The organism is Pseudomonas sp. S3_E10 (genome assembly GCF_054667615.1).
In genome coordinates, this window is sequence record NZ_CP162743.1 from 1,507,197 (window position 1) to 1,520,176 (window position 12,980).

Sequence of the window (12,980 nt, forward strand, 5' to 3'; positions counted from 1 at the left end):
GATGAGCCTGGCCGTTTCCCGACAACCGCCGCTGCGCAGGTTTTCCAACCTGCTGTACCGCAAGCCCAACCTCTACCTGGCGATGTTGCTGATACCGCCGTTGATCTGGTTCGGCGCGATCTACCTGGGTTCGCTGCTGACCCTGCTCTGGCAAGGTTTCTACACCTTCGACGATTTCACCATGGCGGTCACGCCGGACCTGACCCTGGCCAACTTCGCCGCGCTGTTCCAGCCGTCGAACTTCGACATCATCCTGCGCACCTTGAGCATGGCCATCGTGGTGTCGATCGCCAGCGCGATCGTGGCCTTCCCTATCGCCTACTACATGGCGCGCTACACCACGGGCAAGACCAAGGCGTTTTTCTATATCGCGGTGATGATGCCGATGTGGGCCAGCTATATCGTCAAGGCGTACGCCTGGACACTGCTGCTGGCCAAGGGCGGCGTGGCGCAGTGGTTCGTGCAGCACCTGGGGCTGGAGCCGCTGTTGCAGTTCGTGCTGGGCATTCCCGGCGTGGGCGGCAGCACCTTGAGCACCTCGCACCTCGGGCGGTTCATGGTGTTTGTGTATATCTGGCTGCCGTTCATGATCCTGCCGATCCAGGCAGCGCTGGAGCGTTTGCCGCCGTCGCTGCTGCAAGCCTCGGCCGACCTGGGCGCCAAGCCGCGCCAGACCTTTATGCAGGTGATTCTGCCGTTGTCGGTGCCAGGGATCGCCGCCGGTTCGATCTTTACGTTTTCACTGACCCTGGGCGATTTCATCGTGCCGCAACTGGTGGGCCCGCCGGGCTACTTTGTCGGCGGCATGGTCTACGCCCAGCAAGGCGCCATCGGCAATATGCCCATGGCCGCGGCGTTCACCCTGGTGCCGATCGTGTTGATCGCCGTGTACCTGTCCATCGTCAAACGCCTGGGGGCCTTCGATGCACTCTGATCAATCATCACTGGGCCTGAAAATCGCAGCCTGGGGCGGCCTGGTGTTTCTGCACTTCCCGATCCTGATCATCTTCCTCTACGCCTTCAATACCGAAGAGGCCGCGTTCAGCTTCCCGCCCCAGGGGTTTACCTTGAAGTGGTTCAGCGTGGCCTTCGCCCGGCCGGATGTGCTGGAAGCGATCAAGCTGTCGCTGCAGATCGCCGCGATTGCCACCCTGATTGCCATGGTGCTCGGCACGCTGGCGTCGGCGGCGTTGTATCGCCGGGAGTTCTTCGGCAAGCAAGGTGTGTCGCTGATGCTGATCCTGCCGATTGCGCTGCCGGGGATCATCACCGGTATCGCCTTGCTGGCCACGTTCAAGACGCTGGGCATCGAGCCTGGGATGTTCACCATCATCGTCGGCCACGCAACGTTCTGCGTGGTGATCGTCTACAACAACGTGATCGCACGGTTGCGCCGTACCTCCCACAGCCTGATCGAAGCCTCGATGGACCTGGGCGCCGACGGCTGGCAGACCTTTCGCTACATCATCATGCCCAACCTGGGCTCGGCGCTGCTGGCCGGCGGCATGCTCGCCTTTGCGCTGTCGTTTGACGAAATCATCGTCACCACCTTCACCGCCGGCCACGAGCGCACCTTGCCGCTTTGGCTGCTCAACCAGCTCAGCCGCCCACGGGACGTGCCGGTGACTAATGTGGTGGCGATGCTGGTGATGCTGGTGACGATGGTCCCGATTCTGGGGGCCTATTACCTGACACGTGGCGGGGAAAGCGTGGCCGGTAGTGGCGGTAAATAACTTGACTGGAGGAATGCGATTCCAATGTGGAAGGGGGCTTGCTCCCGATAGCTGTATTTCAGTCAATACAGGGCTGTCTGATGTACTGCCATCGGGGGCAAGCCCCCTCCCACATTTAGAGCCGGTTTCTTCAGGGAAATAACATTCGTTTGAGGAGAGCTGAACCATGCAAACCAAACTGCTGATCAACGGCCAACTGGTACAAGGCGAAGGCCCGGCCCAGGCCGTATTCAACCCGTCATTGGGCCGGGTGCTGGTGGAAATCAACGAAGCCAGCGAAGCCCAGGTCGACGCCGCCGTGCGTGCCGCCGACGCGGCCTTTGAAAGCTGGTCGCAAACCGCGCCGAAGGACCGTTCGCTGCTGCTGCTGAAACTGGCGGACGCGATCGAAGCCCACGGCGCTGAGCTGGCCAAGCTCGAATCGGACAACTGCGGCAAGCCGTACAACGCCGCACTGAACGACGAGATACCGGCGATTGCCGACGTGTTCCGCTTTTTTGCCGGCGCCAGCCGCTGCATGAGCGGCTCGGCGGGCGGTGAATACCTGCCGGGCCATACGTCGATGATCCGCCGCGATCCGGTGGGCGTGATCGCCTCTATCGCGCCGTGGAACTACCCACTGATGATGGTCGCCTGGAAAATCGCCCCGGCCCTGGCCGCCGGTAATACCGTGGTGCTCAAACCGTCGGAGCAAACCCCGCTGACGGCGTTGCGCATGGTTGAGCTGGCGGCGCGGATTTTTCCGGCTGGCGTGCTCAACCTGGTGTTCGGTCGTGGGCCTACGGTGGGCAGCCCATTGGTCAGCCACCCGAAAGTGCGCATGGTGTCGTTGACCGGCTCCATCGCCACCGGCGCGAATATCATTTCCAGCACCGCTGACGGCGTGAAGCGCATGCACATGGAGCTGGGTGGCAAGGCCCCGGTGATTATTTTCAACGACGCAGACATCGACGCCGCCGTGGAAGGCATCCGCACCTTCGGCTTTTACAACGCCGGCCAGGACTGCACCGCCGCGTGCCGCATTTATGCCCAGGCGGATATCTACGATGCCTTCGTCGAGAAACTCGGCATCGCCGTGTCGAGCATCAAGTACGGCTTGCAGGATGACCCGGCCACCGAGTTGGGCCCGTTGATCACCGCGCAGCACCGGGACCGCGTCGCCGGGTTTGTCGAACGTGCCGTGGCGCAGCCACATATCCGCCTGGTCACGGGTGGCAAGGCCGTGCAAGGCAATGGGTTCTTCTTTGAGCCGACGGTATTGGCCGATGCGCAGCAGGACGACGAGATCGTGCGCCGCGAGGTGTTTGGGCCGGTGGTGTCGGTGACCAAGTTCGCCGACGAAGCCCAGGTGCTGAACTGGGCCAATGATTCGGACTACGGCCTGGCGTCATCCATATGGACCGCCGATGTAGGGCGAGCCCATCGCTTGGCCGCACGCTTGCAGTACGGCTGCACCTGGGTAAATACCCACTTTATGCTCGTCAGCGAAATGCCCCATGGCGGTCAGAAACTGTCGGGGTATGGCAAGGACATGTCCATGTATGGGCTGGAGGACTACACCACCGTTCGCCATGTGATGTTCAAGCACTGAAGCCAATGGGGGAGGGAGCAAGTCCCTCCCCGTTTTTTATCTGCATGATTTCGGGGTAGGGTATTCCCCTCACAGGCTCGGAAACGTCTTGTTTCATATGCACTGCCATCACCCCGCCATCAATCAATTTTCCTTCCCCACCGAACCGCTTAAGCTATCCGGCGTCTGTTTAATGTCCGTTGCGTTTGGCCGAAGGCATGTCCGAACCGTAATTTCTGATCCAGCACGTGCCAGGTACGGCGCGGGATTTGCTCACGACAGGTTGTCTCTATGCATCGCAGGAATTTGCTCAAAGCGTCCATGGCCATTGCGGCTTACACCGGTTTATCGGCCAGCGGCCTGCTGGCCGCGCAGGCTTGGGCGGGTAACCGCGCCGCCGATGGCAAGGCCGTGGCGTTCGACTTCGACACGCTGAAAGCCCAGGCCAAGCAACTCGCCGGGACCGCGTACAAAGACACCAAACAGGTGCTGCCGCCAACCCTGGCGAGCATGACCCCGCAGAATTTCAACGCCATCGGCTACGACGGCAAGCATTCGCTGTGGAAAGAGTTGAACGGCCAACTGGACGTGCAGTTCTTTCACGTCGGCATGGGTTTCAAGACGCCGGTGCGCATGCACAGCGTCGACCCCAAGACCCGTGAAGCGCGGGAGGTGCACTTTCGTCCGTCACTGTTCAACTATGAAAAAACCACCGTCGACACCCAACAGCTGACCGGCGACCTGGGCTTCTCCGGCTTCAAGCTGTTCAAGGCACCGGAACTGGATCGCCATGACGTGCTGTCGTTCCTCGGCGCCAGTTACTTCCGCGCGGTGGATGCCACCGGCCAATACGGCCTGTCGGCACGTGGCCTGGCCATCGACACCTATGCAAAAAAACGCGAGGAATTCCCCGACTTCACGCAGTTCTGGTTCGAAACCCCGGACAAGGACGCCACCCGCTTCGTGGTCTACGCCCTGCTCGACTCGCCGAGCGCCACCGGCGCCTACCGTTTCGATATCGACTGCCAGGCCAGCCAGGTGGTGATGGCCATCGATGCGCATATCAATGCACGTACCACCATCGAACAACTGGGCATCGCACCGATGACCAGCATGTTCAGTTGCGGCACCCATGAGCGTCGGATGTGCGACACCATCCACCCACAGATCCACGACTCGGACCGCTTGGCGATGTGGCGCGGCAATGGCGAGTGGATCTGCCGCCCGCTGAATAACCCGGCCAAGCTGCAGTTCAACACCTTCACCGACAAAGACCCGAAAGGCTTCGGCCTGGTGCAGACCGACCATGAGTTCGCCAGCTACCAGGACACCGTGGACTGGTACAGCAAGCGCCCAAGCCTGTGGGTAGAACCGACCACCGCCTGGGGCGAAGGCTCGATCGACCTGCTGGAAATTCCGACAACGGGCGAAACCCTGGATAATATCGTGGCCTTCTGGACCCCGAAAAAACCGGTGGCGGCCGGCGACTCGCTCAACTACGGCTACAAGCTGTACTGGAGCGCCTTGCCGCCGGTGAGCACACCGTTGGCGCAAGTCGACGCGACCCGCTCAGGCATGGGCGGCTTCACCGAAGGCTGGGCGCCGGGCGAGCATTACCCGGACGTGTGGGCGCGCCGTTTCGCCGTGGACTTCAAAGGCGGTGGCCTGGATCGCCTGCCCGCCGGCACCGGGATCGAGCCGGTGGTGACCTGTTCCCACGGTGAAGTGAAAGACTTCAGCGTGCTGGTGCTGGACAACATCAAGGGCTACCGCATCCTGTTCGATTGGTACCCGACCAGCGACAGCGTTGAACCGGTGGAGCTGCGCCTGTTTATCCGCACGCAGGACCGCACCTTGAGTGAAACCTGGCTGTATCAGTACTTCCCGCCGGCGCCGGAGCTGCGCAAGTACACCTGATACCCATGTGAGAAGGGCTTGCTCTCAAGAGTGATGTGTCAGTGACAGGTTAGCCGACTGGTACACCGCATCGGGAGCAAGCCCCCTCCCACCCTGGTTCTACGTTGACCCTAAAACCGCGACACACTCTTCATCGCTCCCACCAGATAACGCATCGCCACCTGATCGTTTTCGTTCAAAGCGCGATACTGCGTAAGCAATTCGGCCTCATCCGAACTCAACCTGCGACCACGCAAGGACAGCCTGCGGGCCAAAAAAGACGCCACCACACCCGCTACACCATAGGACTTGGCCATGGACTGCTTCTCCTGATCTCGATCAAATACTCACGGCGCCCACCCACCCAGTGCCTTCTGTGAAGCGCTACGCCTCCCTGGACAAGACTGACTTCTTGGGCCAGCAACCAGTCCTACCCTAAGCGTAGAAACAATCTCGTTACGTGTGGGATTTTTTTAGAGCATTCACTTAAAAAACCCCTTCGGTAACAAATACCTACAGCCAAATCCCACGACCATACGCAAAAAAAAACCCACCGGCTCAGGGTGGGTTTACGACTGCCGAGAAAAACTCAATCGCGCAAGTCAGACTCATGAATCGGCTGGTCCCGATGAGTCGCCCGTTGGTACTGCGCCGGCCAGATCGCTTTGCGCCCGCCCAGGTCATCGTCGGCGTGCAACGGCCAGTACGGGTCGCGCAGCAGTTCGCGGGCCAGGAAGATGATATCGGCCTGGCAAGTGCGCAGAATGTGCTCGGCCTGGGCCGGTTCGGTGATCATGCCCACGGTGCCGGTGGCGATGCCCGACTCTTTGCGCACGCGCTCGGCAAACCGTGTCTGGTAGCCGGGGCCAGTGGGGATCTCGGCATTGGCGGCGGTGCCACCGGAGGAAACGTCGATCAGGTCCACGCCCAAATCTTTCAGGCGGCGCGCCAGTTCCACGGTTTCATCGGGGTTCCAGCCGTCTTCCACCCAGTCGGTGGCCGACACCCGTACGAACAGCGGCAGTTCTTGGGGCCAGACTTCGCGCACGGCCCTGGTTACCTCAAGCACCAGGCGGATGCGATTTTCAAACGAGCCGCCGTACTGGTCCTGGCGCTGGTTGCTGAGGGGCGAGAGGAATTGGTGCAACAGGTAACCATGCGCGGCGTGGATCTCTACCACCTCGAAACCCGCCGTCAATGCGCGTTTGGCGGCGGCGACAAAGTCGGCGACCACTTGCTGGATCTGCCCTTCATCCAGCTGCTTGGGTTGGGTGTGTTGCGGGTCGAAGGCAATCGGCGAAGGCGCTACCGGCACCCAGCCACCATCCTCGGGCTTGACACTGCCATGCTTGCCGATCCATGGCCGGTGGGTGCTGGCCTTGCGCCCGGCATGGGCCAGTTGAATCCCCGCCACCGCGCCCTGGGCGGCAATGAAACGGGTGATCCGTTGCAGCGGTTCAATCTGCTGGTCATTCCACAGGCCCAGGTCCTGGGCGGTGATGCGGCCGTCGGCGGTCACGGCGGTGGCCTCGGTGAATATCAGCCCGGCCCCGCCGACGGCACGACTGCCGAGGTGGACCAGGTGCCAATCATTGGCCAGGCCATCGTCACTGGAGTATTGGCACATCGGTGACACCGCAATGCGGTTGAGCAGGGTCAATTGACGCAGGGTATAGGGTTCGAGCAGCTGACTCATGGCGCACCTCTTCCGGGTTCTGTGGGCGAGCTTCAAGACTCTCTAACGGTGAGTAGAGCCTAGTCGACAACGCTCGATTGCACAGGGTTCAGAAGACAAAACGGGAGCCGATTGCCGGCCCCCGTACAGCGCCAGGCTACATTTCGACCTGGGTGCCCAGCTCGATCACTCGGTTTACCGGGAGTTTGAAGAAGCGCAGGTTGCCGTTGGCGTTCTTCAACATGAAGGCAAACAAACCTTCGCGCCAGCGCGCCATGCCCTCGAGTTTGGAGGCAATCACCGTTTCGCGGCTGAGGAAGTAGGTGGTGCGCATCGGGCTGAAATCCAGATCGTCCAGATGGCACAGTTTCAGCGCTTGAGGCACATCCGGCTCGTCGGTGAAGCCGAAATGCAGAATCACACGGAAGAAACCTTCACCGTAGGCATCCACCTCGAAACGCCGAGAGGCCGGTACGCGCGGAATGTCTTCGTACACCACCGTCAGCAGCACCACTTGCTCGTGCAGCACCTGGTTATGCAGCAGGTTGTGCAACAGCGCATGGGGCACTGCATCCGGCCGCGCGGTCAAGAACACCGCCGTGCCCTGCACGCGATGGGGCGGTTGCACGCGGATGCTGCTGATAAAGATCGGCAGCGGCAGGCCGCCTTCGTCGAGGCGATCTACTAGCAATTGCTTGCCGCGCTTCCAGGTCGTCATCAACACGAACAGCACGATCCCCGCGACCACGGGGAACGCGCCGCCCTGGATGATTTTCGGCACGTTGGCCGCAAAATACAGCCCGTCGACCAACAGGCAGCAAAGCAGTACCGGCACGGCCAGCACCGGTGGCCATTTCCACAGCAGCAGCATCACGGCCGAGACCAGGATGGTGGTCATCAGCATGGTGCCCGTCACGGCCACACCGTAGGCCGAGGCCAACGCGTTGGAGGACTCGAAGCCCAGCACCAGCAGGATCACGCCGACCATCAGCGACCAGTTCACCGCGCCGATATAGATCTGGCCCTGTTCGGCGCTGGAGGTGTGTTGAATATGCATGCGCGGGATGTAACCCAGCTGGATCGCCTGGCGCGTCAACGAGAACGCCCCGGAAATCACCGCTTGGGAGGCGATCACCGTAGCCAGGGTCGACAACCCCACCAGCGGGATCAGCGCCCAGCTCGGCGCCAGCAGGTAGAACGGGTTGCGCGCGGCTTCCGGGTCGCCCAGCAGCAGGGCACCCTGGCCGAAATAATTGAGCACCAGCGCCGGCAGTACCAGCATGAACCAGGCGCGAGCGATGGGCTTGCGGCCAAAATGGCCCATATCGGCATACAGCGCTTCAGCGCCGGTCAATGCCAGCACCACGGCGCCAAGGATGGCCACGCCAATGCCTGGGTGAGCTTCGAAGAACCGCACGGCCCAGATCGGGTTCAAGGCCTTGAGCACTTCCGGATGCTGGGAGATGCCATAGATGCCCAGGCCGCCCAGCACCAGGAACCAGGTCACCATCACCGGTCCGAATAACTTGCCGATACGGTCGGTGCCGTGCTTCTGGATCAGGAACAGCGCCACCAGCACCACCAGCGCAATGGGCACGACCCATTTTTCCAGGCCATCGAACGCCAGTTCCAGGCCTTCTACCGCCGACAATACGGAAATCGCCGGGGTGATCATGCTGTCGCCGTAGAACAGCGCCGCGCCGCACAGGCCACAGACCACCAGGAAACTGCGCAACTTCCTGCGCTCCCCTGCCGCCCGTCGAGCCAGCGCCGTCAGGGCCATGATGCCGCCCTCCCCCTGGTTGTCGGCACGCAGCACAAACAACATGTATTTGATCGACACCACCCAGATCAGCGACCAGAAGATCAGCGCCAGGATCCCAAGCACACCATCATGATTGACCTGAACCCCATAACCGCCGGTGAACACCTCTTTAAGGGTATAGAGCGGGCTGGTCCCGATATCGCCGTAAACCACCCCAACCGCTGCCACCAGCATGCCAATCGGCTTGACGTTGGAATGCTCGGCACCCGCTGCCTGACTACTTGCCTGACCCATCAACCACTCCTGCCCTTTGACCTGCGGTCTTTTATAAACAACGCCTCTAAGCTGACCCTAGCATGCGCTGTTTTACTTCTCGTAACAGACGTTTTGTTGACCCACGGGTTTTCCCGGTGGGTAACGGCGCGAAGCATAGCGCAGCACTCGTCGCATTTCCCTGCTCAAGTGCTTTAGAGGCTGCTTTAGGCGATCAGTTATGACTGACACAGCCTTTTGGAGCCTTTTTGCCTGCATTGATCACACTTACCACCGACCGTATATTTTGGCGCGACTCGGCGGTGCCTACCTTAACGATGCGATTAAGAAATCCTTGGCCGGCTTGGTTCGCTCTATCAAACGTGCCCGCGCACGGCGATCGCAGTCGATATAGAAACTCAATCATCGACATGTCTCTTTTAAGGTACATTCCTTATGTACGAAGTGAAACACGTGCTGTCCGCCAATGGCGTGGATATCTACCAAGCCTGGCTAGACACCGTTCAAGACAATCGTTCTAAAGCAAGAATCACCACCCGAGTGGACCGAGCGTCACTCGGTTACTTCGGAATAACCGAGCCGGTGGGTGATGGGGTCTTTGAAATGAAGCTCGACTTTGGGCCTGGGTTTCGCGTGTATTACGCACTCCAGGACCGAAAAATTGTTTTCCTGTTGGGCGGTGGCTCAAAGGCCAGGCAGCAGAACGACATCGAGCAAGCCAAGGCTCTCTGGAAATCCTATAAGGTGCAGCAAAAATGACTATTCGTACTCGCTCTCATGAAGACAGCGTCCTTGAAATGCTCCGAGACAACGAAGCCTTCGCTCTGGAGTATCTATCCGCCGCACTTGAAGAAATCGATGAAGCGGGTGGTGAGGACGCCTTTCTTGTCGCTGTCCGTCGAGTGGTGGAAGCGCGTGGAGGGATGCTCAACCTGTCCCAGAACACGGGACTCAATCGGGCAAATCTGTACCGGTCCATTGCAGTCGGCGGCGACCCGAAGCTCTCCACCCTGCTCAAAGTGCTTCAGGCGTTGGGCGTGGGGATGTCCAAAGTCGTATCTCACCGTACAGAGCAAGATGTTCACGCTTAAAAAGCGTAAGTAGCCGCACTGCGAATTACCCAGCGCAGCACTCGTCGCATTTCCCTGCATAAAGCTGGTCAATTGCTTTGCCCGTCGCTAGAATTGCGCACTTTTTGATCAGAGGCGCGCCAAGCGCCCGTCCGTTGCCTCGTCGTGCACGACCGGCGGCGTCATTCAATACCGAGGTTAGACATGTCCACCACCATCGCAAAAGCCAACCCCAAGGTTGGCTTTGTTTCCCTGGGTTGCCCGAAGGCGCTCGTCGACTCCGAGCGCATCCTCACGCAACTGCGTATGGAAGGCTATGACGTCGTGTCCACTTACCAGGACGCCGATGTGGTGGTGGTCAACACCTGCGGTTTCATCGACTCGGCCAAGGCTGAGTCGCTGGAAGTGATCGGCGAAGCGATCAAGGAAAACGGCAAGGTCATCGTGACCGGCTGCATGGGCGTGGAAGAAGGCAATATCCGCAACGTGCACCCCAGCGTGCTGGCGGTGACCGGCCCGCAGCAGTACGAGCAGGTGGTCAACGCCGTGCACGACGTGGTGCCGCCGCGCCAGGACCACAACCCGCTGATCGACCTGGTGCCGCCGCAAGGCATCAAGCTGACGCCACGCCACTACGCGTACCTGAAGATTTCCGAAGGCTGCAACCACAGCTGCAGTTTCTGCATCATCCCGTCGATGCGCGGCAAACTGGTCAGCCGCCCGGTGGGCGATGTGCTGGACGAGGCCCAGCGCCTGGTCAAATCCGGCGTCAAAGAGCTGTTGGTGATCTCCCAAGACACCAGCGCCTACGGCGTCGACGTGAAATACCGCACCGGTTTCTGGAACGGCGCGCCGGTGAAGACCCGCATGACCGAACTGTGCGAAGCCCTCAGCAGCCTGGGCGTGTGGGTGCGCCTGCATTACGTTTACCCGTACCCGCACGTCGATGAGCTGATTCCGCTGATGGCCGCTGGCAAGATCCTGCCGTACCTGGACATTCCGTTCCAGCACGCCAGCCCGAAAGTGCTCAAGGCCATGAAACGCCCGGCCTTCGAAGACAAGACCCTGGCGCGCATCAAGAACTGGCGCCAGATCTGCCCTGAGCTGATCATCCGCTCCACCTTCATCGTCGGCTTCCCCGGCGAAACCGAAGAAGACTTCCAGTACCTGCTGGACTGGCTGACCGAGGCCCAGTTGGACCGCGTCGGCTGCTTCCAGTATTCGCCAGTGGAAGGCGCCCCCGCCAACCTGCTGGACCTGGCCGTGGTGCCGGACGACGTCAAGCAAGACCGGTGGGAACGCTTCATGGCGCACCAACAGGCGATCAGCTCGGCGCGCCTGCAACTGCGCATCGGTAAGGAAATCGAAGTATTGATCGACGAAGTCGACGAGCAAGGTGCCGTTGGCCGCTGCTTCTTCGACGCGCCGGAAATCGACGGTAACGTGTTTATCGACGACGCCAGCGGCTTGAAGCCGGGCGACAAGGTGTGGTGCACGGTGACCGATGCCGACGAGTACGACTTGTGGGCGGAAAAACGCGCCTGATCGGTAAAGAATAAAAAAGCCCTGCTTCTGGACAAGATGCAGGGCTTTTTTAGGTCTATTGTTTCGCCCATCAGCACCGTTCACAGCGAGGGGCAGCGGGCATGCGTCAGCATTCGGTTATCCACACACCTAAAACCAGTGACTACCCAGCATTGGCGCGGATCTGGGAGGCTTCGGTGCGGGCCACCCACGATTTCTTGCCGGACAGTTACATCGTGTTGCTCAAAGAGTTGGTGCTGACCCGCTACCTCGACGCCGTGATGCTGATCTGCACCAAGGACTCGCGCCAGCGCATCACCGGGTTTGCCGGCGTAGCAGCGGGCAAAGTGGAGATGCTGTTTATCGACCCACAGCACCGTGGCCAGGGCCTCGGCCGGCAACTGCTGGGGTATGCGGTTGAGCATATGAACGCCGAGGAACTGGACGTCAACGAACAGAACCCCCAGGCCCTGGGGTTTTATTTAAAGTTTGGGTTCGAAGTAATCGGTCGTTCGGCGCATGACGGCCTGGGCCAGCCTTATCCGTTGCTGCATCTGCGTTTGCGCCAGCAGCAGCAACGATGCCGTGGCTGACCCACACCGCGCCATTTTGAATTGCGTTTGATCAATAGAGCACCGCGCTGAAATGGGGCCGGGATTAACCGGCGCCAGGCAGGTACAATAGCCGCCCCCTTTTGTTACGGCCCTTGTCATGACTGACCCCATACGCCTCTCCAAACGCCTTATCGAACTGGTCGGTTGCTCCCGTCGGGAGGCTGAGCTGTTTATCGAAGGCGGCTGGGTCTCGGTGGACGGCGAAGTGATCGACGAGCCGCAGTTCAAGGTCACCACCGAGAAGGTCGAACTCGACCCCGAGGCCAAGGCCACCGCGCCGGAGCCGGTGACCATCCTGCTTCACGCCCCTGCCGGCGTGGATGCCGAGACGGCCATGGCCTCGATCAGCGCCGACACCCTGTCCGAAGAACACCGCTTCAGCAAGCGCCCGCTCAAGGGCCACTTCCTGCGCCTGACCGCCAGCGCCGACCTGCAGGCCAAGGCCAGCGGCCTGCTGGTCTTTACCCAGGACTGGAAAATTCTGCGCAAGTTGACCGCCGATGCAGCCAAGATCGAGCAGGAATACGTGGTGGAGGTCGAGGGCGACATGGTTGCCCACGGGCTCAACCGCCTCAACCACGGCCTGACCTACAAAGGCAAAGAGCTGCCAGCGGTCAAAGCCAGCTGGCAGAACGAAAACCGCCTGCGCTTTGCGATGAAAAACCCACAGCCCGGCGTGATCGCGTTGTTCTGCGAAGCCGTTGGCCTGAAGGTTGTGGCCATTCGCCGCATCCGCATCGGCGGCGTGTCCATCGGCAAGGTGCCGGTCGGTCAATGGCGTTACCTGTCCGGCAAAGAGAAGTTCTAAGCCGCTCCCCTTTTCTCGGTACCGCCCGATAGGCGGTGCCCTCAGTTGAATA

General features: G+C 60.6%; 12 protein-coding genes. 9 read left to right on the forward strand and 3 right to left on the reverse strand.

Features of this window, described 5'->3' with window-relative positions; translation table 11 throughout:
* Position 1 precedes the first annotated feature (1 nt).
* From AB4N98_RS06730 to AB4N98_RS06745, 4 genes are all read left to right on the forward strand, one after another.
* A complete protein-coding gene (locus tag AB4N98_RS06730) occupies positions 2 to 934 on the forward strand; it encodes an ABC transporter permease (RefSeq protein WP_017529753.1) in 933 nt (310 codons plus the stop codon).
* Entirely contained in the window at positions 924 to 1,733 is an 810-nt protein-coding gene (locus tag AB4N98_RS06735) for an ABC transporter permease (RefSeq protein WP_116078351.1), read from the forward strand. Before AB4N98_RS06730 ends, AB4N98_RS06735 begins: the two co-directional genes overlap by 11 nt.
* 166 nt (positions 1,734 to 1,899) lie before the next feature.
* Positions 1,900 to 3,324: a gamma-aminobutyraldehyde dehydrogenase gene (locus AB4N98_RS06740; protein WP_137219936.1), complete on the forward strand. Its 1,425-nt coding sequence runs from the start codon at positions 1,900 to 1,902 to the stop codon at positions 3,322 to 3,324.
* A 270-nt stretch (positions 3,325 to 3,594) separates the two neighbouring features.
* A complete protein-coding gene (locus tag AB4N98_RS06745; RefSeq protein ID WP_137219937.1) occupies positions 3,595 to 5,220 on the forward strand; it encodes a glucan biosynthesis protein D in 1,626 nt (541 codons plus the stop codon).
* Positions 5,221 to 5,330: 110 nt separating this feature from the next.
* On the opposite strand, the gene AB4N98_RS06750 is transcribed toward AB4N98_RS06745, so the two are convergent.
* From AB4N98_RS06750 to AB4N98_RS06760, 3 genes are all read right to left on the reverse strand, one after another.
* The gene (locus AB4N98_RS06750; RefSeq protein WP_017529757.1) at positions 5,331 to 5,516 is read right to left on the reverse strand and encodes a hypothetical protein; all 186 of its coding nucleotides are present in this window, start codon (positions 5,514 to 5,516) and stop codon (positions 5,331 to 5,333) included.
* A 272-nt stretch (positions 5,517 to 5,788) separates the two neighbouring features.
* Positions 5,789 to 6,895 (reverse strand): NADH:flavin oxidoreductase/NADH oxidase, encoded by a 1,107-nt coding sequence (locus AB4N98_RS06755; RefSeq protein WP_460149326.1) that lies wholly within the window; start codon positions 6,893 to 6,895, stop codon positions 5,789 to 5,791.
* A gap of 136 nt (positions 6,896 to 7,031) precedes the next feature.
* Positions 7,032 to 8,933 carry a potassium transporter Kup gene (locus tag AB4N98_RS06760; RefSeq protein ID WP_017529759.1) on the reverse strand — a complete coding sequence of 634 codons (1,902 nt, stop codon included), beginning with the start codon at positions 8,931 to 8,933 and terminating at the stop codon, positions 7,032 to 7,034.
* A 414-nt stretch (positions 8,934 to 9,347) separates the two neighbouring features.
* Here AB4N98_RS06760 and AB4N98_RS06765 point away from each other — a divergent pair, with 414 nt between their 5' ends.
* The 5 genes from AB4N98_RS06765 to AB4N98_RS06785 all read left to right on the forward strand — a co-directional run bounded on the left by AB4N98_RS06765 (position 9,348) and on the right by AB4N98_RS06785 (position 12,928).
* Positions 9,348 to 9,671 (forward strand): type II toxin-antitoxin system RelE/ParE family toxin, encoded by a 324-nt coding sequence (locus AB4N98_RS06765; protein ID WP_017529760.1) that lies wholly within the window; start codon positions 9,348 to 9,350, stop codon positions 9,669 to 9,671.
* On the forward strand, positions 9,668 to 10,003 hold the full coding sequence (locus AB4N98_RS06770; protein WP_017529761.1) for a helix-turn-helix domain-containing transcriptional regulator: 336 nt from the start codon (positions 9,668 to 9,670) through the stop codon (positions 10,001 to 10,003). Before AB4N98_RS06765 ends, AB4N98_RS06770 begins: the two co-directional genes overlap by 4 nt.
* A gap of 183 nt (positions 10,004 to 10,186) precedes the next feature.
* Positions 10,187 to 11,527: a 30S ribosomal protein S12 methylthiotransferase RimO gene (gene rimO / locus AB4N98_RS06775; protein ID WP_017529762.1), complete on the forward strand. Its 1,341-nt coding sequence runs from the start codon at positions 10,187 to 10,189 to the stop codon at positions 11,525 to 11,527.
* A 101-nt stretch (positions 11,528 to 11,628) separates the two neighbouring features.
* Positions 11,629 to 12,099: a GNAT family N-acetyltransferase gene (locus AB4N98_RS06780; RefSeq protein WP_017529763.1), complete on the forward strand. Its 471-nt coding sequence runs from the start codon at positions 11,629 to 11,631 to the stop codon at positions 12,097 to 12,099.
* A 118-nt stretch (positions 12,100 to 12,217) separates the two neighbouring features.
* Positions 12,218 to 12,928 carry an rRNA pseudouridine synthase gene (locus AB4N98_RS06785; protein WP_065877189.1) on the forward strand — a complete coding sequence of 237 codons (711 nt, stop codon included), beginning with the start codon at positions 12,218 to 12,220 and terminating at the stop codon, positions 12,926 to 12,928.
* Positions 12,929 to 12,980: the final 52 nt, after the last annotated feature.